This is a genomic window from Neglectibacter caecimuris (genome assembly GCF_034335015.1).
Classification (GTDB): Bacteria; Bacillota; Clostridia; order Oscillospirales; family Acutalibacteraceae; genus Acutalibacter; species Acutalibacter caecimuris_A.
In genome coordinates, this window is record NZ_JAWXXK010000003.1 from 90,132 (window position 1) to 114,861 (window position 24,730).

General features: G+C 52.9%; 23 protein-coding genes. 5 read left to right on the top strand and 18 right to left on the bottom strand.

Annotated elements, in window-relative coordinates:
- Positions 1–30 precede the first annotated feature (30 nt).
- Both U8T64_RS03595 and U8T64_RS03600 read left to right on the top strand, forming a co-directional pair.
- On the top strand, positions 31–1,170 hold the full coding sequence (locus U8T64_RS03595) for an IS4 family transposase (RefSeq protein WP_322181035.1): 1,140 nt from the start codon (positions 31–33) through the stop codon (positions 1,168–1,170).
- A 533-nt stretch (positions 1,171–1,703) separates the two neighbouring features.
- Positions 1,704–1,916, top strand: a complete 213-nt coding sequence (locus tag U8T64_RS03600; protein ID WP_322181037.1) for a hypothetical protein — start codon at positions 1,704–1,706, stop codon at positions 1,914–1,916.
- Positions 1,917–2,137: 221 nt separating this feature from the next.
- Here U8T64_RS03600 and U8T64_RS03605 read toward each other — a convergent pair whose 3' ends face one another.
- The 5 genes from U8T64_RS03605 to U8T64_RS03625 all read right to left on the bottom strand — a co-directional run bounded on the left by U8T64_RS03605 (position 2,138) and on the right by U8T64_RS03625 (position 6,035).
- Positions 2,138–3,010 carry a sensor histidine kinase gene (locus U8T64_RS03605; protein WP_322181039.1) on the bottom strand — a complete coding sequence of 291 codons (873 nt, stop codon included), beginning with the start codon at positions 3,008–3,010 and terminating at the stop codon, positions 2,138–2,140.
- A gap of 9 nt (positions 3,011–3,019) precedes the next feature.
- On the bottom strand, positions 3,020–3,511 hold the full coding sequence (locus tag U8T64_RS03610; RefSeq protein ID WP_322181041.1) for a hypothetical protein: 492 nt from the start codon (positions 3,509–3,511) through the stop codon (positions 3,020–3,022).
- 268 nt (positions 3,512–3,779) lie between these two features.
- Entirely contained in the window at positions 3,780–4,451 is a 672-nt protein-coding gene (locus U8T64_RS03615; protein WP_322181043.1) for a hypothetical protein, read from the bottom strand.
- Positions 4,448–5,359 (bottom strand): ABC transporter ATP-binding protein, encoded by a 912-nt coding sequence (locus U8T64_RS03620; protein WP_322181044.1) that lies wholly within the window; start codon positions 5,357–5,359, stop codon positions 4,448–4,450. The genes U8T64_RS03615 and U8T64_RS03620 overlap by 4 nt, the downstream gene beginning before the upstream one ends.
- On the bottom strand, positions 5,343–6,035 hold the full coding sequence (locus tag U8T64_RS03625) for a response regulator transcription factor (protein ID WP_322181046.1): 693 nt from the start codon (positions 6,033–6,035) through the stop codon (positions 5,343–5,345). The genes U8T64_RS03620 and U8T64_RS03625 overlap by 17 nt, the downstream gene beginning before the upstream one ends.
- 779 nt (positions 6,036–6,814) lie before the next feature.
- On the opposite strand from U8T64_RS03625, the gene U8T64_RS03630 reads away from it, so the two are divergent.
- Complete coding sequence (locus U8T64_RS03630) at positions 6,815–7,693, top strand: S-layer homology domain-containing protein (RefSeq protein ID WP_322181048.1); 879 nt, start codon at positions 6,815–6,817, stop codon at positions 7,691–7,693.
- A gap of 9 nt (positions 7,694–7,702) precedes the next feature.
- Here the strand turns inward: U8T64_RS03630 and U8T64_RS03635 are convergent, their stop codons facing one another.
- The gene (locus U8T64_RS03635; RefSeq protein ID WP_322182015.1) at positions 7,703–8,647 is read right to left on the bottom strand and encodes an L-lactate dehydrogenase; all 945 of its coding nucleotides are present in this window, start codon (positions 8,645–8,647) and stop codon (positions 7,703–7,705) included.
- Between the two features lie 97 nt (positions 8,648–8,744).
- The gene (locus tag U8T64_RS03640) at positions 8,745–9,593 is read right to left on the bottom strand and encodes a DMT family transporter (RefSeq protein WP_322181049.1); all 849 of its coding nucleotides are present in this window, start codon (positions 9,591–9,593) and stop codon (positions 8,745–8,747) included.
- 222 nt (positions 9,594–9,815) lie between these two features.
- Between U8T64_RS03640 and U8T64_RS03645 the strand changes: the two genes are divergently transcribed.
- Both U8T64_RS03645 and sigE read left to right on the top strand, forming a co-directional pair.
- Positions 9,816–10,685, top strand: coding sequence for a sigma-E processing peptidase SpoIIGA (locus tag U8T64_RS03645; RefSeq protein ID WP_322181050.1), 870 nt, complete (start codon positions 9,816–9,818; stop codon positions 10,683–10,685).
- 24 nt (positions 10,686–10,709) lie between these two features.
- Positions 10,710–11,432, top strand: coding sequence for an RNA polymerase sporulation sigma factor SigE (gene sigE, locus U8T64_RS03650; RefSeq protein WP_322181052.1), 723 nt, complete (start codon positions 10,710–10,712; stop codon positions 11,430–11,432).
- Positions 11,433–12,512: 1,080 nt separating this feature from the next.
- On the opposite strand, the gene U8T64_RS03655 is transcribed toward sigE, so the two are convergent.
- The 11 genes from U8T64_RS03655 to argJ all read right to left on the bottom strand — a co-directional run bounded on the left by U8T64_RS03655 (position 12,513) and on the right by argJ (position 24,725).
- Entirely contained in the window at positions 12,513–13,013 is a 501-nt protein-coding gene (locus tag U8T64_RS03655; RefSeq protein ID WP_322181054.1) for a GNAT family N-acetyltransferase, read from the bottom strand.
- A gap of 516 nt (positions 13,014–13,529) precedes the next feature.
- Entirely contained in the window at positions 13,530–14,021 is a 492-nt protein-coding gene (locus tag U8T64_RS03660; RefSeq protein ID WP_322181056.1) for a hypothetical protein, read from the bottom strand.
- 20 nt (positions 14,022–14,041) lie between these two features.
- Complete coding sequence (locus tag U8T64_RS03665) at positions 14,042–14,554, bottom strand: SLOG family protein (protein WP_322181058.1); 513 nt, start codon at positions 14,552–14,554, stop codon at positions 14,042–14,044.
- Positions 14,555–14,756: 202 nt separating this feature from the next.
- Positions 14,757–15,764 (bottom strand): GGGtGRT protein, encoded by a 1,008-nt coding sequence (locus tag U8T64_RS03670; protein WP_322181060.1) that lies wholly within the window; start codon positions 15,762–15,764, stop codon positions 14,757–14,759.
- A 34-nt stretch (positions 15,765–15,798) separates the two neighbouring features.
- A complete protein-coding gene (locus U8T64_RS03675) occupies positions 15,799–16,491 on the bottom strand; it encodes an iron-sulfur cluster assembly scaffold protein (RefSeq protein ID WP_322181062.1) in 693 nt (230 codons plus the stop codon).
- 535 nt (positions 16,492–17,026) lie between these two features.
- Positions 17,027–19,123, bottom strand: a complete 2,097-nt coding sequence (locus U8T64_RS03680) for a HelD family protein (protein ID WP_322181064.1) — start codon at positions 19,121–19,123, stop codon at positions 17,027–17,029.
- 723 nt (positions 19,124–19,846) lie between these two features.
- Positions 19,847–20,752 carry an ornithine carbamoyltransferase gene (gene argF / locus U8T64_RS03685; protein ID WP_322181065.1) on the bottom strand — a complete coding sequence of 302 codons (906 nt, stop codon included), beginning with the start codon at positions 20,750–20,752 and terminating at the stop codon, positions 19,847–19,849.
- 28 nt (positions 20,753–20,780) lie between these two features.
- A complete protein-coding gene (locus U8T64_RS03690; protein ID WP_322181067.1) occupies positions 20,781–21,950 on the bottom strand; it encodes an aspartate aminotransferase family protein in 1,170 nt (389 codons plus the stop codon).
- A gap of 346 nt (positions 21,951–22,296) precedes the next feature.
- Complete coding sequence (gene argB, locus U8T64_RS03695) at positions 22,297–23,148, bottom strand: acetylglutamate kinase (RefSeq protein WP_322181069.1); 852 nt, start codon at positions 23,146–23,148, stop codon at positions 22,297–22,299.
- Between the two features lie 23 nt (positions 23,149–23,171).
- Positions 23,172–23,498, bottom strand: coding sequence for a hypothetical protein (locus U8T64_RS03700; protein ID WP_322181071.1), 327 nt, complete (start codon positions 23,496–23,498; stop codon positions 23,172–23,174).
- 9 nt (positions 23,499–23,507) lie between these two features.
- Positions 23,508–24,725 carry a bifunctional glutamate N-acetyltransferase/amino-acid acetyltransferase ArgJ gene (gene argJ / locus U8T64_RS03705; protein WP_322181073.1) on the bottom strand — a complete coding sequence of 406 codons (1,218 nt, stop codon included), beginning with the start codon at positions 24,723–24,725 and terminating at the stop codon, positions 23,508–23,510.
- Positions 24,726–24,730 lie beyond the last annotated feature (5 nt).

Consider the following 24,730-nt stretch of genomic DNA (forward strand, 5'->3'; position numbering starts at 1 on the left):
CTCCTTCTGCTCACTATGGGCAGTGAAAGCGTGGGTAAGAGTCTGATGGAATCCTTCCATTTTCAGGAAAAAGCACCCTCCGCCCCCGCGTTTGTGCAGCAGCGGAAAAAGCTGCTGCCCGAAGCGCTGGAAGCCTTATTCCACGGGTTTACAAATCAGCTCCATCCGGAAAAGAAATACCGTGGATACCGCCTGTTCGCTGTGGACGGCTCGTCCTTGAAGTCTGCCGCTTATCCCCAGGATCCACTCTCCTACCTCCCCGGAACAGACCGCCAGCATGGGTGGAACAAGCATCACATAAACGCGCTTTTTGACCTGGAAAATGGGATCTACACGGATCTGATCGTGCAAAAAGAGCACGAAAAAAACGAAAACAAGGCCCTGTGCGAAATGGCAGACCGTTCCTCCGTTTCAGAGCCTGTAATTGTCCTGGCCGACCGGAATTACGGCTCTCTGAATCACCTGGCCCACCTGGAAAACCGGGGCTGGAACTATGTGATCCGCCTGAAAGAACGGAACTCCGTTTTTGGCGTGCGGCTGCCGGATTCCCCGATGTTTGACGAACCCGTAACCCTCGCTCTGGGCCGGTTTTCCAAGGGCCAATTAGAGAAGACAAATGCGTCCATTCCAGAAAATTACTATCATCTCACTGCCCAAATAACATTCGATTTTCTGCCTGTTGGGAGAACAGAGTTTTATGCACTTCACTTTCGGGTTGTCCGCATAGAAATCAGTGACGGGAACACAGAAACCCTGATCACAAATCTGGATTCGGAGGAGTTCCCTCCTGAAAAATTGAAGGCGCTTTACGCCAGGCGCTGGGGTATTGAAACCTCCTTCCGCAGCCTGAAATACACGGTGGGCCTGATCCACCTCCACTCGAAAATCCCGATGCTGGTTTTGCAAGAGGTTTTCGCCGCTTTCCTGATTTTCAACTTTACGCAAGCCGTATCCTGGGGTGTGAAAATATCGCAGGATTCGCAGAAAAAAAGACAGCGCCTCAACTTCTCCGACGCTGTCTTTGCCTGCTACCGTTTCCTGCGCCGTTCTGTGAAGAATTTGGAGGCTCTCCTTCGCAGAAAACGCCTTCCGGTTCGCCCTGGCAGAGTTTTTCCCAGACGTTCCTCATCTGGCAATCGTATTTCTTGCTTTTATCTCTCCTCTCGATGAATAGCACCTTGATGGCTGTTTTGATGTATGGTTAACTTAATGGCATTGGGGTGCCTCTATAGGAAACCCTGCCTTTTTGCTGTGTATACGCTTATTAGTGCATGAATTATGGAACGATAATACTATAATTGAAACAATAGTGTTCCGAGAAATTTTACATATTTTTTGTGAAACGATATCCTGTTAGTCTTAGCCAGTTAGAAGAAAAAGACATAATTGCCTCCTCAAATGGCAGTTATGTCTTTTGAATACGGGTGAGCGATCCAAAAAGCTGCCGTTTTTTTGACAAGTTTTGGATTCTCTGAGTTGTATAGAATTATAATTCTAGTTATCTAGCACGATTAGGTTCTGTATAATACACGGCCTGACCGATAGAATATGGTTGAGGTGAACAATAGTGCCAGAGAATATTTTGGTCAAGTTAGGCCGCCATATAAAGATATCGCGGGAAAACCGCAATATGACCCAACAAGCTCTTTCAGATATCTCTGGGATTGCCGTAAGAACGATATCTAAACATTGAAAGAGGAAAGATGAATCCGTCTTATGAAATTCTTTCTATATTGGTGCGGTTTTTAGGAATATCCTTTGACTCTTTGTTTTCCTGCGCAAACCTAACGGTGGAATCGAACATTCAAGAAATTGCAGTGCTTTATCGAAATTCATCTGAAGAAGGCCAGCGGGCTATCCTCGCTTCAGCGAGGGCTATCGCGCTTGAACTTAGGGATATCGGCGAAAATAAATAATCTCTTAGGCTGTATTTGAAAACAATTTCATTTCTATAAAGAAAAGCCCCAAAGCATACTCTTTGATACGCTTTGGGGCTCCTTGATTAGAATGGTTGCTTTTGTGGATTAGCCACTTTCACGAAATCTTTTTGTATAAAGGTACCCAATCGCATAAAAGTTATTCTTTGTACAAGAGTTTACTTATACCGCTTTGAGGAAAATCCCTAAACGTCCGCCGCCTATAACCTTATCTGTACCCAAAACCATCCTCGCTCCACCCCAGCATCAAGCCCGGCCCCCAGCCTTTCCGTCAATGCCTTAACAATCGCCAACCCCAGTCCACTGCCGCCTTTGCTCCTGGCAGAATCATACTGATAAAAGCGCTGGAAAAGCAGGGGCACTTCCTCCGGCTCCAATCCCTCTGCTTGATTAGCAACTACAAGGTGTACGGGTTCTCCCGGAGGGTCCAGCTTGATATATATCTGCCCCGTGGTGTGGCGGTAGGCGTTGGTCAACAGATTTTCCAATATTCTCCGACAGGCTCCTTTATCAGAATATATATATACTGGCTGCTCCGGCAGTTCCACCTCCGGCTCCACCCCAGCGTTACAGAACAGGCGTGCTTGCTCCATCAAGCAGACAGCCAGCAGCTCGGCCAAATCAAGTCTCTCTATATGGAGAGGAGTCTCCGGGTTTTCAGCCTTGTGCCATTGGGTAAACTGGTCGATGGTTTCGGTTAACTGCGCGCACTTTTGCCGCATGGCGAAAAGATATTCCTGTTGGTGCTCCGGATTGCTCTCCAGCAGTTCGCTATAGCCTTGAAGGACAGTCAGGGGAGTGCGCAGGTCATGGCCCAAGCTACCTATGGACTCCCGCAATCGTTTTTCCTGGCAGGCGGCATCCTCCCGCAGTTTTTCACTTGCTCTGAGTCCCTGATTGATTTCCCCTGCCAGCTTTCCCATACCAGGGAACAGCCCGCGGTTGGACAGCTTGGCGCGACGCTGGCCCTGATTATACGCATGAAGCTGGCGGCACAGGCTGTTTATCTCCCAGCAGTAGGACAAAAAGACAAGGCACACTGCCAGCAAAGAAATGCACAAAAAGAGTATCATTCCGCCCTCCTATTTCAGCTTAGCATGGAACAGCGCCACACAAGATGCTGCTCCTGTCAGCAGTAAGGTCAGTCCGGAGATAACCAGCAAAAACTGCATATCCGCCGAGGTGATAAGCACTTGCCGGATGCCCGCAAGCAGTTGGTACACGGGTGTCCACTTGAAAAAGTTGCGAAAAACGGCCAGGCTTTCCCCGTCCAAGGCTTTTTGGGAAAGCATTACCAGCAAAACCACATATCCTGTGGAGATGCCCAATGATTTTACCAAGTCCCGGCATAAGACCGTAATGAGAAAACACACTGTCCCTGCTGCCAGCAAACCCGCACCATAGGCCAGCAGACAGGTGTGGAAGCGATTGTCTGCCAGCAGATAACCTAAGTTTTGGCCATGTACAGTCTGCCACCCGCTGTAAATCCGGGTGAACAGGACGGCGCTGACAGGGAAAACCAGCGCTCCGCCTGCAGCACCCAACAAGGAAACAGAAAAGGCAGCCAGCACCAAAGGGACACGCCTGCCGCCCTGGGCGATCTTTTGCTGGAAAGTCCTCTGAGTAAAATCTCTGCCTAAGGGGACTACCATCATTGCCATGACAAGGAACAGGCCGTATATAATCCCCGGAGTGCCAAAAAGCTGTTCTATCGTGCGGTCTGGGTTTCGTAGGTTTGTGCAAGGGAAAAGCGCGCCAAGGGCCGCCCCTCCCAAAATGCACAGCAGTGTAAAACGCTGAGAAAGTACCCGGCGCAATTCTGTAAGAAGTATCCGCATAGCGTCACCTCAAAGCCGTCTGGCGGAAGTATAGTGCCAGCAGGCCGAAGGTTAGGGCCAGTATGCCCAGGGACAAAATAGCTACGGCAATATCTGCCCACAGTGGGAAAGGTGCCGGACCGTAGAAGCTGTATGGGAAGGTATGCCGGTCGCTTTGGGTCAGCGCGGATATCAGCAGGGTGTACACAAGTGATATCATCAGGGTCTTGACCGAGTCCCGGAACAGGAAAGGGAATATCAGCAGCCCCACGCCCCTGGCTGTTGTAAGCAGGGCAGCGGGCACGCACAGGCGCAGCAAATATTCCATTGGATATGCACCGCCCATACCGCCCCGCCAGATAGCCCAAAGCAGGGCAGGCAGCCCAGCGTTAAGATAGGCCAGGAACAGGAACACCAGTGTTAACAGCAGAAAGTGATTTCTCAGCAGCATTATCCGGGACGCTCCATGGGCAATTTGGCTTTGGAAAGTGCGCCGGCTAAATGCCGCCCCCATGCATACCGCTGAAAACACGGACAGCCCCAAACCGGGCGGGCCCATATCCCCCAAATTCTGGACAAACAGCTCCCCCGGAGAGGAAAAGCCGCTGATGAGGGAAAGGCAGCTTACCACCCCATAAAGCAGAAAGAATACGCCCACCCCAGGGCTATGGAAAAACCGGTAGCATATCGCTTTCACTCTGCTCCACCTCCTATCAACCGTTGGAAATAGGTTTCCAGGTCATCGCCTTTGGTGGTCAATTCCTGGACGGGGATTTGATGATGGGCCAAGCAGGCGCTGATCTCCATGGTGCGCCCCATAAGGTCGTAAATGTGCAAGGAACGGTCAGGATACACAGCAAATTTCGCCGTATGTAGTTCCGATTCCAGTAGGGCCGCCGCCCGCTCCGGGTCAGATACGCGAAGAAGGAGGTACTGACAGCAGCGTTCTCCCAGTTCCCCGGCGGAGATGTCCTGAACCAGCCGCCCATGATGCAGGAACCCATACCGGGTGGCCAAACTCTCCAGTTCCGGCAGGATGTGGCTGGAAATCAGAATAGTGGTGCCCTTTTGCTGGTTCAACTCCTGCAGCAGCCTGCGTATCTCCAAAATGCCCGTGGGATCCAGGCCGTTGATGGGCTCGTCCAGTACCAGGAATTCCGGCTCATTTAACAGCGCCACAGCAATGCCCAGCCGCTGGCGCATCCCCAAAGAGAAGTTTTTTACTCGCTGGCGGCCCGTGTCCTGCAGGAACAGACGCTCTAACAGTTCATCCACCTGGTTCTTTTCTGGTATGCCCCTTTGGATACGCACCAGCTCCAAGTTTTGCCGGGCGGTCATATCCGGGTATAAGGCCGGGCTTTCGATGAGAAAGCCCATACGCCGGCGTTGTTCCACTTGATTTTCCGCTTTCTCGAAAAGGGAAAAGTCACCGGAGGTAGGGAAATCCAGCCCGGCCATCAAGCGGATAAGGGTGGTTTTCCCCGCACCATTTTCCCCCACCAGGCCATAGACGCTCCCCTGGGGGATGGAAAGATGCAGGTTATCCAGCACTGTACGCCGCCGGTAACATTTGGTGAGGGCCTGGGCCTCAAATACCGTTGCCATGGTGTTCCTCCTCCCGTAGCTTGTAGCCGATACCGAATATCGTCTCGATGCAGTCAGCCCCTTTGGCTTTCAGCTTTTTTCTCAGGTTGCTAATGTGCGTATTGAGTGCGTTCCCATTTAAGTACGGCTCGTGCCAAGCGGCTTCAAAAAGCTGGCGCTTGGAAAAAGTCATATGGGGATTTAGCGCCAAGGTTTCCAACAGCTTATACTCTTTGGCAGTGAGGGGGACGGTATGGCCCTCCACGCTGGCCGCTTTAGCACAGGTGTCTAAAGTTAGACCATGGGTATGCAGAACGGCAGGCGGGGCATTATCCCTAAGCGCCCGGCGCAGACAGGCCTGGATACGGGCCAGTACCTCTCCTGTGTGAAAGGGCTTGGTGATGTAGTCATCCGCACCCTGCCGGAGCAGTTCCACCTTACCCTCCATGTTGGTCTTGGCGGAAACGATGATGACAGGTACGGTGCCCGCTCTGCGGATTTCTGCCAGAAGCTGCTCACCATGGAGGCCGGGGAGCATCAAGTCCAATAGTATCAGGTCAACAGTCTCTTGCTCTAAGGTTTGAAGTGCCTCCAAACCGTTGAGGGCTGGGATAGGGCAATAATTGTTTTGTTCCAGTAAGCGGCATAGCAGACGATTGATTTCCTGGTCATCCTCTACCACGAGGATATGGTACATAAGTCATTCCTCCTTTGTGACTATTATAGCAAGGAATTGTTTCGGCTTTTTTACGGGGTGGGAGGGGAGTTCTAAAGAGTTTCTAAAGAAATGGGAAAGGCAGCCGGCTTGTTTGAATTTATGAGCCATTTGTGCTATAGTAAAAATCAATTATGATTACGGTGCTGTGGATGCAGAACGGATTATATTTGCTAGGCTAAACTTAATGGTATTGCCCCACTTGGTACAGAAGTTTGGTTTCTGACCCGACCGGAAGATAAGATGGCAAATTGTAGTTTAACGAACTAGTCGTTAACTGCTAGTTGTTAGAGAAGAACAAGCCCCCCTCTTTTGTCATTACTGAGGAAAAGAAGCTTCGCTTCTTTACGAAGAATCTCGTCCTTACTTCCTGAGTAAAAGGGCAAAGGACGAGATCCTTCGCTTCGCTCAGGATGACAGAGGGAAGCGAGCGAGTAACCTCTAAATTCCAATTTAGCGAACTAAGCCCTTGCCCTTAAATTGCTCATTCCTAATTGCTCACTGCCCTTCTGTACGCTGCCTTTTCTAACAACTAACAGCTGTCCGGTCAATGAAATCCTTCGCTGCTCGTTTTCTTTCGCTGTGTCTGCTTTTCTGCGTTTTCATATTGGGGTGCTTTTCCCTGCCTTTGTATGCCGCCTCCTCCGGCTTTCGCGATGTTACTATCCAATCGCTTTATTACAACTACTCAACCGGAGCAAAATCTTACGTTAGCAGAAGCTCTTACTCTGTTGGGACGGCTTTATGAAAAGGTCGCTGGCGTGACAATTCCGGAAAATCAGGGCGGTTTTTCAGAGATCACACCCGGCAGGTTTTACAGCCGGTATGCTGTTTGGGCCAAAAGAAACGTTCTGTTTTACGGAAGCTCTCACATTTTTCAGCCGGAGCGGCCTATTTCCCGGGAAGAGCTGGCGGTATGCTTTTCCCGTATGATCGAGTTTTCCGGCATCGGGCAGGAGTTTCCTTTTGACGACCCAGACTATGAAGACTGGAATGAGATATCCAACTGGGCATTGGAGCCTGTGCGGGAACTGGAAAAATATCAGGCTTTTTCCAGTACAAGCTATATTGGCAGCTGCTTTTCTCCGAAAAAAACCGTAACACGCGGCGAAGCCGCCAGGCTTTTTGTGCGTTTGTATCAAAAGCTGAGCTGTCCTCTGGACGGTACAACGCCGCGTCTTCGGTTTTCCCTGTGCTCTGATTCTGTTTCTTCCGCTCCGTTTTCCTTTTCAAACGCCATGGAGCTTCTGCTTTCCCTGGAGAATGTGAACTATTTTTCCGATTCTCATTTCGGCGGCGGGTATGGGTTTCTTACCGATCTCGCCGATTATCAAAGCACGGTAAAAAAGGCGCGGGGCTATACAGAGGAAGAGCCGCAGCTTCCCGGCTTGGAAATCACGGAGGACCCCTTTACGGATCATAACATTCTTGTGTTATGCGCCCCTGCCTATTCCTCCTCCGCATTTTTGGAGGAATCCCTTTCCTGCTCCGAAGAAGCTGCTGTTCTCACGCTGATACCGCTTCCCCGCCCTGCTTCGGAGGGCTGGAAAAGCACCGATGGCTGCCTGGTTTTTTACGAGGCCCCGAAGGCTGTTTGCTCCGCTAAGCTTCTGGAGTACCCGTGGATCGGAGATAAATAGGGGATTGGCCTAGAGTGCCTCATAGCTTTCCCGCAGGATCGCGCAGGACTGGCGGAAGCGCCCCAGCTCTTCCTCTGTCAGGTTTAATTCCAGCACCCGGTCCACTCCGTTGCGATTGACGATGCAGGGCATTCCGGCATAAAGATCCCGTTCGCCGTATTCTCCCCACAAGCGCGCGGATACAGTGAGAACGCTGTTTTCATCGGACAGTACCGCACGCACGATCCGTACCAGGGCCATGCCGATGCCGTAATAGGTGGCCTTTTTCGCCTCGATGATCCTTTGGGCGGCGTCCCGCACCTCCGTACTGATCTTCTGCATCTCCTCAAGACGGAATTTTCCCTCTGACTGGCGGCAGATATCCGCAACAGACTTTGTGGCAAGCATGGCCTGGCTCCAGGGCACAAATTCACTGTCTCCGTGCTCGCCAATCACATAGGCGTGCACGTTCCGGGGATCCACGGAAAAATATTCTCCCAAGAGATACCGAAGTCTGGCGGTATCCAGCGTTGTGCCGCTGCCGAATACCCGGTTGGAATTAAAGCCGGAAAGCTCGTAGGTGATCCTGGTCATCACATCCACGGGGTTGGTGGCCACCAGGAAGATCCCCCCAAAACCGGATTGCAGTATGGGCTCTACAATGGAACGGAATACGGCTTCATTCCGCTTTAACAGCTCCAGCCGGGATTCCCCGGGTTTCTGGTTTACCCCGGCGCACAGCACCGCGATATCGGCGTCCGCGCAGTCGCTGTACTCTCCCGCGTAGATCTTCATGCTGGAGCTGGCAAAAGCCACGCCATGGTTTAAGTCCATAGCTTCTCCCTCCGCCCTTTTTTTATCGATGTCGATGAGCACCAGTTCATCACACACCGCCTGGTTCAAGGCGGAATAGGCAAAGCTCATGCCCACCATGCCCGTGCCTACCAGTACGACCTTCTTTTTGTTCTGATTCATCTTCAGCTTCCTTTCCGCAAAGAAGCAGGGACGGGCAATGGCCCGTCCCTGCTTTTGTTTCATTGCCTCTTTCCTAGTATGCCGGAAAAGGTGCTTTCTATACAGAGGCCTTGGAGCGTTTGCTTTTCAGCACATTGTAACCCACAATAGCGCCTATTACGATCACCGCTCCCGCAAGGGCCGTGGGAGAAATACACTCTCCGTAAAACAACGCCACCCAAACGGGATTCAGCACCGGCTCCAGCCCCGTAATGAGGGAAGCCGTTACCGGCGGGGTGGTTCGAATGCCCAGGGAAAGGAAAATATAGGCAAGTCCCACCTGTAAAGCGCCCAGAGCGAAGAGCGCCAGCATGGGCGCCGGAGAAAAATCGGTTTCTCCCAGACAGAAGGGCGTAAAGATCACCGCTGCGGCAAGCTGGCCGAAAAACACCGAGGACAAGGCGTCCGCTTTTTCGGAAGCGTTCATCAGGAAAACACCCGCGTAACACACGCCGGACAACACCGCCACCAGATTTCCCAGCATATTTCCCGCCCTCAGACCGTCGATAAAAAACAGCAGCACACCAAACAGCACTACGCCGCAGGTGAGCACATCAAGCTTCTGGGGCTTTACATGAAACAAAAAGATCATAAACAGAATCACGAAAACCGGCGCGGTAAACTGAAGCACAATGGCGTTGGCCGCAGTCGTCAGCTTGTTTGCCACCGTATACAGCGTGGTAGTCCCAAAAGTGGATAAGGCCCCTAAAAGCACGGGCAGATTCCACTTCAGCCGGTGGCGGGAAACCAGCAGGTACAAACCGATCACCAAAACGCCGATCAAATTTCTGGCCCCGTTGATGGAAAGCGCCGACCATGGGATCAGCTTTACGCAAAGCCCCCCGATGCTGAACAGCAGAGAGGCCAGCAGCACAAAAAAGGTACCCCGTTTCTGTTTTCTCTCCATGTGGTCAACCCCTTCATCAAGAAAATTTGGAAAACACTGTTTCAGCATTTCTTTTTCGAGCAGAGCTGCCCTTTATTGTAACCTGCTTCCTTATAAAAAGCAAGGAATCGGGCAAAAAATCGGCAAAGTTAAAAAATTTTTCCGTGTCCATAAACCGACAGAATCAAAAGGGGGCTTCGGCCTATAATACAGGCAGCGGGCAGCGCCTGCGAGAATGGGGGAATGCCGTTGACGATTTATGCCGATATTCTGGTGATCGTAAACCTGTACATCGATTTCTTTTTGCTGTGGTGCGTCAAAAAATTCCTGCGTCTTCGGGTCAAAAACCGAAGGCTGGCGCTGGGAGCTCTTACCGGAGCGTTTTGTTCCCTTTCCGCTTTGCTGCCCGGCCTGCCGGGCTGGGTCTCTCTGCTGTCGGGAGTTTGCTGTGCCCTTGCCGTAACGGGCGCGGCCCTTGCCCCGATCTCTCCCGGAATGTTTTTTCGGGCCGCCCTGTGCTTTTGGGCCTTCACCCTTTTGCTGGCGGGCTTTTTTCTGTTTTTGCTGCGCTTTTTTGCGCCGGGGCATGTGGCGGTGCTGGGAAACGTGATTTATTTTGACCTTTCCCTCCCACTGCTGTTTTTCTTTACCTGCGGCGCTTATTTTCTTTTTTCTCTCACGCAAAGGCTGCTTTCCTCCGGCTCCAACGGCCTGCGCTGCCAATGGATCGCTGTGAAAAACAACGGTGAAACGGTAAAGCTCTATGTGAAAGCAGACACGGGAAATGCCCTGCGGGAGCCTTTTTCCGGCTTGCCCGTGCTGGTATGCCAGGCGGAAAGCCTGGGAAAAGCCGTGCCGCCGGAGCTTTCGGCTTTTTTTACAGACAAAGCACCCGCGCTTTCTGAATCCCCCGGAGCCCTGCGGCTGATCCCCTTTGAAAGCGTGGGTGGTGCAGGGATCCTGCCCGCCTTTCGTCCCGAACGTGTTACCGTGGTAAAAACAGAGCAGGAGCTTTCCTGCTACATAGCGGTTTCCGGCCAGAAGCTTTCCGCCGGACAATTTGATGCGCTGTACAATCCCGACCTGTTCCCGGAGCTTCGGGAGCATTGCTGAAAACTCAAAATGAGGTGCTTTTCCATGAAAACCCTGAAACAATTTTTTTCCTCTCTTCGCCGCTCCTTCCAAGCCCTTCTTTCCCGGTGGTTTGCGGAGCCATGCCACTATATCAACGGCCCCGAAACTCTTCCCCCGCCGCTGACCAAGGAGGAAGAGGCCCAAGTCATAGAAAATATCCGAAACGAGGTCCCCAACGCCAGGGAACCGCTGATCACCCACAATCTCCGGCTGGTGGTATATATCGCCAAAAAGTTTGAAAGCCCGGGCGCCAACGTGGAGGACCTGATCTCCATTGGCACCATCGGGCTCATCAAGGCGGTAAACACCTTCCGGATCGAACGAAACATCAAGCTGGCCACCTATGCCTCCCGCTGCATCGAAAACGAGATCCTGATGTACCTGCGAAAAAGCTCTCAGCTGCGCAATGAGGTGTTCATTGACGATCCCCTGAATGTAGACTGGGACGGCAACGAACTGCTGCTTTCCGATCTATTGGGAAGCGACCCGGACGCGGTAAACCGGAACATCGAGCAGGAGGCAGAAAAGACCATGCTCCTGGAAGCAGTAGACCGGCTTTCTCCTAGAGAAAAAAAGATCATGACCCTCCGCTTCGGGCTGGAATCCACCAAGGAACACACCCAAAAAGAAGTGGCAGACGAACTGGGAATTTCCCAATCCTACATATCCCGGCTGGAAAAACGGATCATTCACCGCCTGAGAAAGGATCTGGAAAAAGCGGGATAAGAAATGGTGAATGAGGAATGAGAAATTTAAGGGCAGCGGCGAACCGCCGCAGGCACTCGTGAAGCTGCCAGGTACGGGAGGACAGTTTCCGGCCCGACCGTAATTAAACTGATAAATTGGAATTTACCATGTTAGTTGTTAGAAAGAGAAAATGTCTCTCAGAATTGTCATCCTGAGTCACCAAAGGTGGCGAAGGATCTCGTCCTTTGACTCTTAGCTAAAGGATTCAGGACGAGATTCTTCGTCACTTCGTTCCTCAGAATGACAGTGGGGAGCTTTTCGATAAATTGGAATTTAGTATACTAATAAATGGCGGCAACCCTTGCCTCTCCTGAATAGGGGAAGAAGGTTGCTTTGCAACCTTCTGGGACCACCGTCAGGTGGTGGAGAGGTTCCAGTTCGCTGGAAACTAACACAAAACCTACTTTTTTGAACCCCTCAGTCACGGCTTTGCCGTGACTGCTTTCTACGCTGTCGCTTCGGTCGGTGCTGGACGGTCTCCACCGGAGACCAGCACCCCTTTCAGGGGTGAGCGCGTCCCGGTGGGGGGAAGGTCTCCAGTGGAGACCGCTCTGACCCGACCGAGCCGACAGGCGAGACCGCTGATGCGAACCGTTCTCAGCTGTCGCTTCGGTCGTTGCTGGGCGTGCCCCACCGGGGCACAGCAACCGAGCCGACAGGCGAGAAAGCCAAGGGGTGTCATATAAACTATAATTTAGCGGTTATCCGTTCACTTTCTACCTGTCATTACTGAACAAAAAGCGCCGAGCGCTTTCTCGGTGAAGAATCTCGTCCTTGGGTCTTTTTGAAGGGATTTAAGGACGAGATTCTTCGTCAAGAAAGCTATAGCTTTCTGCGTTCCTCAGAATGACAATAGTGATAGCGGAATCAGGGAGCTAAACTATAATTTAGCGGTTACCCACCTGCTTTCCTTCTGTCATTACTGAACAAAAAGTGCTCCGTACTTTCCCGGTGAAGAATCTCGTTCTTCAGCTCTTTACTCAGGTAATGAAGGGCAAGATTCTTCGTCACTTTGTTCCTCAGGATGACAGTGGGGAAGATGGTTCGATAAATTGGAATTTATAAACCTCGTTGGGCAACAATTACGGTATAGTTTTCGGTATCATATGTAACTCCTGTTTCTCTAAAACCATTTTTGTGCCAAAAATGTTCTGCTTGAGGATTCCCTTTTACCCAACCAAGGCGGACATTCGCCATCCCAATACGGAACAGATAAGCACACAGGTCATTAATAATCTTGCTCCCTGTTCCAGTATTCTGTATGGACACATCCGTCATAAAAAATCCAATAAAGGCTGTTAATTCATCCGGGTAGGCCATGATAAAATCCATCACAGCAATCAGTTTTTCCCCATCATAAAATCCCAGATAATACTTATCGCACATTTCCTTGTTGGGTGGGAGCGCATTCATATCATTCATAATGCTCTGTTCTGATACAAACGGTGGACAGTATTGATAGTATAAACTGTTTTTACAGCATAATGCGTATACTTCCGCTACATCATTGGCACACATCTTTCGAACAAGATATTGGTTTGAGAATAACGAAACATTCATTCTCCTTCTTTTTCCTTTCCAAACATTCAAATTCCGATTTGTCGATTTATTACGAGTTCAGTATACCACAAAAGCGAATGACATTCAACTTTCGTTTATAGGCACTAATAGTAGTAGCAAGCAATGCACCGGTATATACCCGGCGCAGCTTGTTGGTGGCCGACGGCCCCCAAGCCCTCAGTGCATCGGCGCAACTCCGCCCGATGCACAAGCCGCCGTTAGCGTCTGCCGGTATATACCGGCAGGGGGTGTCCACCCCCTGCGGAGCCGCCCCCGGAGAGCGCACAGCTGCCGTCAGGCAGTACCACCATCGGCCCTTGGCTGGTGGTGAGTAAGTGCGCTCTTAGTAGAGGGCCGGCAAAGAGAACGGAGCGTCCAGGTCATCCCTGGACGCTCCCGCTTCGGTTCCTTCCTGCTGGTCGATCACCGCCCCCCAACCTGTACCATTCTGCCACAAATGAACCTCAGTCAATGTAATGTAGTGGCTTGGTGAAACCACCCTTTACACAATACATCTCATCTTTTTCCTCCTGCCAAAATCCCCACGTTCTTGGGGCCTTTGAAATCGAAGGTCACAAGCTCGAAGGGGATTTTGTGTTCCTTGAGATACAGGCAGATCTCTTCCACCAGGGCTTTTGTACCCAGCTTTCGGGTTCTGTCCCAGTAATTGCAGCAAGGCACCACCAGCATTGGGGTGGTAAAGGCGCTTTCCACCACCGGGCGGGTGGCCTGGTCGGGGTGAAGGCCTACCACCAGGTCATAATAGCCCGCCATGTCCGCGGTGTATTCGCATTCCCTGTTTTCCACACCCTTCAGCACATAGCCCCTGGGGTCGATGACCTCGCTGCGGTAATTATATTTTTTATTCAGCAGCTTTGTGAGCATGCCCTGTCCTCCCGCCACATCGGCGATATAGGTGATCTCCCGCCCGAAGCGCTCATAGATAAACCGGGCCACCACTTCAAAGCGCTCTTCCGAGCCGTGGCATTTTGTCTGCTGCCTTCCCATGGCAGTTCCCTCCCTTCCGTTTACAGCAAAGAAAGCTGGGAGCTTGCCTGCTCCGCCAGATTCACGATCTTCAGCCCCTGCTTTTTCGCGTACCGCACGGTATAGGAGGTGCCGCTTCTGCCGCTTTTTGTCAAATAACACAGGCACTGGCTGCTGTGGTCTACCAGATAACGGTTCCGCAGAAACATACAACCCTCCGTGTAAGCATCGCCGGTATAGATCACCTCGTCCGCCTGCTTTATCAGGCTTTGATACAGTTGGGCGTCCCGTCTGCTCCAATGGCTTTCCTGTCCCAGGCAGGGCAGCACCAGCACCAGCCGAAGCCCCGGCAGACCCTCCGCCCGAAGGGAGAGCACCGCCTGGGCCGCCAGCGTATCAAAGCCCAAAGCGCCTCCTGCCAGGAAGGTGGTCATGCCCTGCTCCCAAAGCCGGTAGACCTCTTCAGAAAGCCTTCCCCGCAGCGCGGCCTTTTCCTCCTCAGAAAGGAACCTGTGCCCGGTAAAGCAACAAGCCTTTTCCCGAATCAATTCCATGAACTTCCCTCGTTTTCCCCATATTACCATGGAGTATACCACGAAACATAAGTTCTGTCAAAGCCTTTAGAATCGCTATTTTCCTAATCAAGGCCGACCGAAAACGCATGATAGAGCACTTTTGGAATTCTTCTTTTCAGAGACGCAAAAAAGGCTCCCGATCACTAACCGGAAGCCTTTCCTTATTCAATTTCTGAAAGCCTTACTTCGTGCCCTCGTAAACTGCCACGGCGCAGGCCACGGTAGCGCCTACCATGGGGTTGTTGCCCATGCCCATCAGGCCCATCATCTCCACATGGGCAGGCACGGAAGAGGAACCCGCGAACTGGGCGTCGCCGTGCATGCGGCCCATGGAGTCGGTCAGGCCGTAGGAAGCGGGGCCGGCCGCCATATTGTCGGGGTGCAGGGTGCGCCCTGTGCCGCCGCCGGAAGCCACGGAGAAATACTTCTTGCCGTTTTCCAGAGCCCACTTCTTATAGGTGCCCGCCACCAGATGCTGGAACCGGGTGGGGTTGGTGGAGTTGCCGGTGATGGATACGTCTACGCCCTCATGCTTCATGATGGCCACGCCTTCCAATACATCGTTGGCGCCATAGCACTTTACCGCGGCGCGCTCGCCATCGGAGAAGGGCCTCTCCTCTTCGATCTTCAGCTCGCCGGTGAAGAAATCATAATCGGTCTTCACATAGGTAAAGCCGTTGATTCTGGAAATAATGTAAGCGGCGTCCTTGCCCAGGCCGTTCAAAATGATACGCAGGGGCTCCTTACGAGCACGGTTGGCGGTTTTTGCGATACCGATAGCGCCCTCGGCGGCGGCAAAGGATTCGTGGCCGGCCAGGAACGCGAAGCACTTGGTTTCGTCCCGAAGCAGCATTGCGCCCAAGTTGCCATGACCGCGGCCCACACTGCGCTGCTCGGCCACAGAGCCGGGAATACAGAAAGCCTCCAGACCGATGCCGATGGCTTCAGCAGCGTCGGCGGCGGTCTTTACTCCCTTCTTGATCGCTACTGCGCAGCCCAGGGTATAAGCCCAGCCGGCGTTTTCAAAAGCGATGGGCTGTACGCCCTTTACGATCTCATAAGGATCAAAGCCCTTGGAATTGCAAAGCTCTCTGGCCTCTTCCAGACTGCCCAGGCCATACTCGGCGAGACACTTCTCAATTTTGGGCATTCTTCTCTCTTTGCCTTCAAACATGACGTCATTTGCCATTGTGTTGTCCTCCTAATCTATGTATGGTCCGTGCTTATTCTTCTCTGGGGTCAATATATTTGGCTGCGCCATCGAAGCGGCCGTACTGACCGATATTGTTTTTATAAGCCTCATCGGGGGAAACGCCGTGGCGGATATCCTCCAGCATCTTGCCCAGCTTTACAAACTGATAACCGATGACCTCGCCTTCCTCATCAAGAGCCATTTTGATAACATAGCCCTCGGCCATTTCCATATAGCGGACGCCCTTAAGCTTGGTGGAGAACATGGTTCCCACCTGAGAACGCAGGCCTTTGCCCAGATCCTCCAGGCCGGCGCCGATGGGCAGACCGTCCTCAGAGAAAGCGGTCTGGCTGCGGCCATAGGCCAGCTGCTTAAAGATCTCGCGCATGGCGACGTTGATGGCGTCGCACACCAGGTCGGTGTTCAGGCATTCCAGGAGAGTTTTGCCAGGCAGGATCTCCGCCGCCATAGCTGCGGAGTGGGTCATGCCGGAGCAGCCCAGAGTTTCCACCAGAGCCTCCTGCACAATGCCCTCCTTCACGTTCAGGGTCAGCTTGCAGGCGCCCTGCTGGGGAGCGCACCAGCCGATACCGTGAGACAGGCCGGAAATATCCTTGATCTCATAGGACTTGACCCATTTTCCCTCTTCGGGAATCGGGGCGGGGCCATGATGCGGGCCCTTCTTCACCGTGCACATATTTTCCACTTCATGGGAATAGTTCATATTGGTACTCCTTTCGGTTTTATAATGTTTTCGGGGCAAAGGCCGCCCGAAATACCAATCTGCTTTCATTATAATCGGAAACGGCTTTCGATTCAAGTGCCTGAGAAAATTTTTCGGGAGAAATCTTTCCAAAAAGAGACAGGAATCGGGCGCGTTGCAGAATGGAAAGCTGCAACACGCCCGTTTAGATTCCAGATGCTGGACGGTGGTGACGCTGCAGAGCAGCGCAATTTTAGAAAAGGGCATCTACAATGAGCAATGAGGAATGAGCAATTAACAATGAAGGACATGGTCAAAACGGTAAATTGCAATTTAGCAGATAGTTTTCTCTTGTCATTCTGAGCCGCAGGCAAAGAATCTCGCCCTTAAAGCCCTTCGAAAAAGACCCAAAGGGCGAGATTCTTCACTTCGTTCAGAATGACAGGCAAGAAGTAAGCAGTGCATCCGCAAATTCCAATTTACCCGGCGTTGGTCACAACGCCTGTGTTGGTCACAACGCCTGTGTCCTTGACCTTTCATTGCTAATTACTAATTGCTAATTACTGATTGGCAAAAGCGGCGTTAACGTGCCCGTGCAGGTGAGGAACAGCCGGTGCATGGCGCGAGTGCAGGCAACGTACAGCAGGTTCCGGTCAAATTCCGTGTGATAGACACCCTCATTTGCGAAGGGAACCGCCACCTGGTCAAACTCCAGGCCCTTGGACATTTGAACGGACAGCACGGTGGCCCCATTTTGGAAGGCTTTGCTTTCCGGCAGGATCAAATTCACCTCCGCCCCCAGCTCCTGAAGCTTTTCATACAGCGCCTGGGCCTCCGGGTTGGTTCGAGTCAAAATGCCGAAGGCGTTATAGTCGCTTTGGTGGAATTCCCGGATCAGCTCGAGAAGCTTTTGGAGCTCCTGCTCCTCCTCGTCAAAGGCCAGCACCAAAGGCGGCTCCCCGTGACGCTCTACCGCCTGGAAATCCTGGGCCCCGGCGATTTTTTTCGCAAAGTGAATGATCTCATAGGTGGAGCGGTAGCTTTTTTCCAGCCGCATCAGCTTAGACCCCTCATAGAGCTCGTGAAGGTCCTCCAGCGTATACTGGCAGTTGGGGTTGATGGACTGCCCGAAGTCCCCCAGGATCGTTTTCGGGCACTGGAACAGCCGATTCAGCACGGCATACTGGACCGGCGTGTAATCCTGCATTTCATCGATGACCAGGTGCTTGATGAGCCTGCTTTCCTGCAGCCCCGTGAAATAGGACTGCAAATAGAGATAGGGGAACACATCGTTCCACTCCAGAACGCCCTTCTGTACGGGCTTGTACATTTTGGGCTCTACCAGCCAGCTGTAAAAGGCCTTGTAGGCCTGGAGGGTGGTTTTATACTTCAGCATTTTCCGGAGGCCCTGAAGGATCGTATTCCGGTGAGGGGGCTTTTCCTCCCGGAGGAATTCGTTTTCCAGCCGGCTGTGGATATCGTCCGCCACCTGCTCCAGCCGCTTCAGAAGCGGAAAGCGCCGGTAGATCGCCACCCGTTCCCGGATCCAGTCCGCCGGAACGGAAAACTCGCCGAACACGTAGTCCTGAGCTTCAAAGGCCAGCTCCGGCAGCTTTTCAATGTACTCGTCCATCTGCCGCACAAAATCCGCCGTTCCCTTGAATCGGACCCGTCGGGTCCAGGCGGGGTCGTCTGTTTCCAGGGGATTTTTTTCTCCCACAAAATCCACGCCCTCTTCGATTTGGATCAGGGCCAGATCCTCCAGGCTTGCCTCAAAGATGGGTTCCTCCCCCAGTTCCGGCAGCACGCTGGAAATATAATCTCCGAATACCTTGTTGGGAGAAATGATGGTCACATTCTGGGCTTTGATCGTATCCCGGAAGCGATAGAGCAGGAAGGCCACCCGATGCAGGGCAATGCTGGTTTTTCCGGAGCCCGCCACCCCCTGAATGATCATGACGTCGGCGGTTTCGTCCCGAATGATCTGGTTTTGCTCCTTCTGAATGGTGGAAATGATGGACTTCATTTTTTCATCGGAGGTATGGGCCAGCTCCTTCTGCAAAATATCGTCCTGAATGTTCTGGGAGCTGTCAAAGGCAAATTCCATTTCTCCATTTTTGATTTTGAACTGCCGCTTCAGAAACAGGTCTCCCTCTATCTTTTCCGCCGGGGAGGTCAGCGTGGCGGGCGTGGTGTAAAAGGCGGGGCCCGTTTCAAAATCGTAAAACATGCTGGCCACGGGAGAGCGCCAGTCGATGATCAAAAGCCGCTTCTCCCGGCGAAAGGCGTAAAGCCCGATATAATAGGGCGTTTCCTCCCCCGCCGCGCGGAAATCGATCCGGGCAAAGTAGGGCGAATCCTGTACCTTTTTCAGGCGGTTCAGATACTGCACCGCCGAAGCGCCGGAATTGTTCACATCCCGCATGATGCGCTCGGTTTGGAACATTTCCTTGGCGTCGCCCTCGCCGTGGTGTTCCACCATGTACTGCTGCAGCTCCCGCTGCTCCTCTTCCATGCGGTCCACCCGATCCTGGGCGTCCTGAAGTTCCAAAACCACCTGGGCCTCAATCTCCCGCAGATGAGCCGTCTCCTCCGGGAACAAGGCGGCGATCTCCTGTGCTTCCGACGCCCCGGTTTCTCGTTTTGTTTCCATGACCATTCCTCCTTAAAAAAGTTTACAGGCCTGAGACTTCAAAAGTATAGCAGGAAAAAGAAAAAAAGACTAGACTTTTTCTTTGCGGTATGGTATGTTATATATTACATGTGGTCAAAACACGGTTTTGGCCCTTTTTGTGAACAAAAAAACTTGCCGTCTGCCGGGCACAGGCCGGAAACGGTAAGTTTTTCTTTTTTCTTCCTTCTCAAGGGAAAGAAAACTTATTTTAGCATAGAGAAAGCTTTTCTGTCAACTGTTTTTTCTGGAGAATTCGCCTTGCTTTTTTCATATACTCCCCTGTGTGAAACCGCTTTTTCGCACGGGATAAAAAAGCTTCGGAGGAGGCTTGCCCCTCCCCTACGACGAAACAGAATTAATCCACAAATAAATCCCAATTTATCGAACTGACCACTCTCTTGTCATTACTAAGCAAAAAGCGAAGTAAACTCCGCTTTCCCGGCAAAGAATCTCGCCCTTCAGTCCCTGGGAAAAGGCCAAAGGACGAGATTCTTCACTCCGCTCAGAATGACACCTTTTTTCCGTCATCTCTGAGAAGAAGGAGCCTTGCTCCTTTCTGAAGAATTTCGCCTTTTGTCTATAGGGCTTTTATAACACAACGGGAGGCTTTCTCTCACTGCCAAATTCCAATTCAGCGTATTCTGCTTTTGCCCTCAATCATTGCTCGTTTCTCATTGCTCATTGCTAATTTTCCAAGAGCATTTATCGCCCCATTGTCTTTACCAGCACGGCCTTTTGGGCGTGGAGGCGGTTTTCCGCTTCTTCGAAGATCTCACCGGCGTGGGCTTCAAAGACCTCCGCCGTAATTTCCTCGCCCCGGTGGGCGGGCAGGCAGTGCTGCACCATGGCGTCCGGTTTTGCCGCCGCCATCAGGGCTTCATCAATACAGTAGCCGGCAAAAGCAGCCTCCCGCTTTGCGCGCTCCTCCTCCTGGCCCATGGAGGTCCACACATCGGTAATGACCACATCGGCGTTTTTTGCCGCCTGCAGGGGAGAATCTGTCAGCTCAAAGCTGTCGTACCCGGCGGCGAATTCCAAAATCTCAAGGGGCGGGCGGTACCCCTCCGGGCAGGCCACGGAAACGCTCATACCCACCTTCAGCGCCCCGACGATCAGGGAATTCATCATGTTGTTGCCGTCCCCGATAAAGCAGAGCTTCAAGCCCTCCAAAGAGCCCTTGTATTCCCGGATCGTCATCAGATCCGCCAGCACCTGGCAGGGGTGGCAGAAATCAGTAAGGCCGTTTATGACCGGCACACTGCCATGTTCCGCCAGGGCCTCCACCTCGTCCTGGCCGAAGGTGCGGATCATGATGCCGTCCACATACCGGGAGAGCACCCGGGCGGTATCCTGCACCGGCTCTCCCCGGCCGATCTGTGAGCCCTCGGAAGAAAGCACTACTGCATAGCCTCCCAGCTGCTGAATGCCCACCTCAAAGGAAACCCGGGTGCGGGTGGAGGATTTCTCAAAAATCATGCCCAGGCATTTTCCCTTCAAATGGGGGTGCTCAATGCCGTGCTTTGTTTCGTATTTCAGCTGATCGGCAAGGTTCAGAAGATCTGTGATCTCCTCCCCGGTCAGATCTAAGAGCTTCAGTAAATGCTTCATGGTTTTCTTTCCTTTCCGGTTTGTTTTCTCAGCCCGCCTGTAAAACAGCGGCAAAAATCGCCAGTCCTGCGTCGATCTCTTCCTTTGTAATGGTAAGGGGCGGCAAAAAGCGCACCAGCTCCTTGGCGGTAAGGATCAAAAGCCCCTGCTCCGCGCACTTTACAAGTACCTCGTGGGCGTCCATGTTCCGGAGCTTTATCCCCAGCATCAGGCCCTTTCCCCGCACCAGCTCTACCTGGGGCATGGTGAGAAGCTTTTCCCGCAGATACTCGCCTTTTTCCGTGACTGCCTGGAGAAAAGCAGGGTCGGAAATCCGCCTGACCACCTCTCTGGCCCCGGCGCATACCACAGGGTTTCCTCCAAAGGTAGAGCCCTGCTGGCCGGGCTTCAGAATATTCCGAAGCTTTTCGCTGACCAGGCAGGCCCCGATAGGAAGTCCCCCGGCCAGGCCTTTGGCGGTGGTGACCACATCTGGCTGTATTCCATAGCCCTGATAGCTGTAAAAAGCCCCGGTGCGGCCCACGCCGGTCTGCACCTCGTCGATCATCAGCAGCACGTCTTTTTCCCTGCACAGTGCCGAAAGGCCCTGTACAAAGCTTTCTTCCAGAGGAACCACACCGCCCTCGCCCTGCACCGTTTCGATCAGTACGGCGCAGACAGAGCCGGTGAGCAGGCTTCCCACGCCGGAAAGGTCGTTGGCTTCGGCGTACAGAAAGCCCTCGGTCAGGGGCAGAAAATCCCTGTGAAAAACCTCCTGCCCGGTAGCCGCTAAAGTGGTCAGCGTGCGCCCGTGAAAAGAATTTTTCAGGGTGACGATATTTTTGGCGTTCCGCTTTTCGCCGTATTTCCTGGCCACCTTCACCGCGCATTCATTGGACTCGGCCCCGGAATTGCAGAAAAAGGCCTGGGCCATGCCGGAGGCTTTGGAAAGCTCCTGGGCCAGTGCCGTATTCTGCGGGGAATAATAGTAGTTGCACAGATGCTGGATCTCCCCGGCCTGCTTTGCCACAGCTGCCGCCCAAAGGGGATCGCTGTAGCCCAGGGCGTTTACGCCGATCCCGGAGGTGAAATCCAGATACTCCTTCCCTTCCGCGTCCCAGGCCCGGGCGTTTTTTCCCTTCACCAGAGCCACGTCTACCCGGCCGTAGGTGTGCAGAATATACGTGCCATCCTGTTCCTTGATCTCCTGAAAATTCATGGTTGAATCACTTCGCTTGTTAGTTGTTAGAAGTTAGTCGTTAGAAAAGACCGTATACAATGAGGAATGAGCAATTAGTAATTCGCAATTAAGGGCAAAGGCACAAGCGTTGTAAGCAACGCTTGGTAAATTATAGTTTAGTACATAGTTCCCCCCCACTGTCATTCTGAGCCGTAGGCGAAGAATCTCGCCCTTAATTCTTGGTAAAAGGTCAAGGACGAGATTCTTTACTTCGTTCAGAATGACAGATAGAAAGCAAGCGGTTCGCCGCCAAATTCCAATTTACCGAAACTATGTCCTTGATCTTAATAATTGCTCATTGCCCTTACGCGCCCTAGAATCCAGCTCAGTACAGCATGGTTCCGATGCCTTCATCGGTGAAAAGCTCCACCAGAATGGAATGGGGAATTCTACCGTCTATGATATGAGCCCTGCCCACGCCACGGCGCACGGCGTCTACACAGCAGTCTATTTTGGGGATCATGCCGCCGGAGATGATGCCTTCCTTTTTCAGGCGGTTGACGTCGCTGACATTGACCACCGGGATAATGGTGGCCTCATCGTCCTTATCCCGCAGAAGGCCCCGCACGTCGGTCATCAGGATCAGCTTCATGGCTCCGATCTCCGCGGCGATGCGGGCGGCGGCGATATCCGCGTTTACATTGAACACCTCGCCGTGATACCCTGCCGCCACGGTGGAGACAATGGGCACATAGCCGTTTTTTGCGGCATTGTGGAGTATTTCGGCGTTGACCTCCCGAATTTCCCCCACGAAGCCCAGCTCCTCCTTCAGCATATCCGCCTTCAGAAGAGAACCGTCCAGGCCGCAGAGGCCCAGGGCTTTGCCGCCGGCGTTTTCCAAAAGCTGCACCAGATCCTTATTGACCTTTCCGGCCAGTACCTGCTGCACGATCTCTATGGTTTCCCCATCGGTACAGCGCATGCCGCCGATGAACTTGCTTTCCTTGCCGATCTTCTCCAGCATGGCGTTGATCTCCGGCCCGCCGCCGTGCACCAGCACCACGTTGATTCCCACCAGCCGCATCAGCACGATATCGCTCATGACGGCGCTTTTCAGTGCCTCGTCCAGCATGGCGTTTCCGCCGTATTTGACCACCACGGTCTGCCCGGTATACTTTTTGATATAGGGCAGGGCCTGCACCAGCACCTGGGCCCGTTCATTATTGGAAATGTTCACTTAAGTTCCCCGCTTTCTGATTTTCACCAAGCCAGAATCATCGCAATGCAGACAAGACAGTACAAAGCAATACTCAAAAAATTCAGGATCACAGCGCCCATAAGAAGCCGCCGCCAAAGCTTTCCGGCGTTCATGTGTTTGGAAACCGGAATACCGATCAGCCCCAGCAGCAGCAAAACGCCGGTGATGATGCCGAAAGCCGGCTCCAACAGCAAAAGGCCCATGGCAAAGATCCCCATTCCCAGCGTGACCAGGAAATTCAAATACAAGGCAATAGAGAGAACAAGCGCTAAAAGCGCTCCCCGGCCGAGCCTTTTTTCGTTCAGCGGCGTTTTGCTTTTCTGTCTCATGAGGGCCTCCTATGTTCTATAGTCTCCGTTTATTTTAACATAGTCATAGGTCAGGTCGCAACCATAAGCTTCCGCGGAAGAGCTGCCACTGTGCAGGTCAATGAGGATCCCGATCTCCTTTTCTCCCAAAACCTGCGCGGCCGTTTCCTCGGAAAATTCGATCCCGGCGCCATTTTTGCACACATCGACTCTGCCCTTTCCGGAAGCAAAGGACACATCGATCCTGTTCACATCCACCTCCGCGCCGGAATAGCCGATGGCGCACAGCACCCGGCCCCAGTTGGCGTCCGCGCCGAACATGGCGGCCTTTAAGAGATCGGAGCAGATCACCGCCTTTGCCACGGTGCGGGCAGTTTTCACGTCTTTGGCCCCCGCCGTTTTACACACCAGAAGCTTTGTGGCCCCTTCCCCGTCTCCGGCCATGAGCCGGGCCAGGGTCTTACAGACCTGGGAAAGGCCTTCCGTGAAGGCTGTAAAGTCCTCTCCCTCCTCAGTGATCTCCGGGTTTTCCGCCAGACCGTTTGCCAGCACGGCAAAGGTATCGTTGGTGGAGGTATCTCCATCGATGCTGATCACGTGGAAGGAGCAGTCCGCCGCCAGGCGCACCGCCTTTTCCAGCATGACAGGAGAAATGGCGCAGTCGGTGGTGACAAAGCAAAGCATGGTGGCCATGTTGGGATGGATCATACCGCTACCCTTGGAAATGCCGCCGATCTTCACTTCCCTGCCGCCAATCTTCACCGAGACCGCCGCCTCCTTGGGAATGGTATCGGTGGTCATAATGGCCGCTGCCGCCGCGGGCGAGCCCTCCGGGCTGAGAGACGCCGCCAACTCCCCCACCGCGGCCTCAATGGGCTCCAGGGGCAAAACCTGGCCGATCACCCCGGTGGAAGCGACGATCACGTCTTCTGGGGCAATGTGCAGGGCCTTGGCGGCAAGAGCGCACATTGCTTCCGCTTTTTCCACGCCGTCAGCATTGCAGGTATTGGCGTTTCCCGAATTGCAGAACACCGCCTGGGCCCTGCCGTTTACAAGGTTTTTCTTTGTCACCAGGATCGGCGCGCCCTTTACCAGGTTGGTGGTATAGATGGAGGCCGCGGAGCAAGGCTTCTCGCTAAAGATCATGGCAAGATCGGGCTTTGTTTTGTTTTTCCGGATCCCGCAGTGAACGCCTCCTGCGGAAAAACCCTGGGCGGCGGTAACGCCGCCGGAAATCGTTTCTATCATGGGCA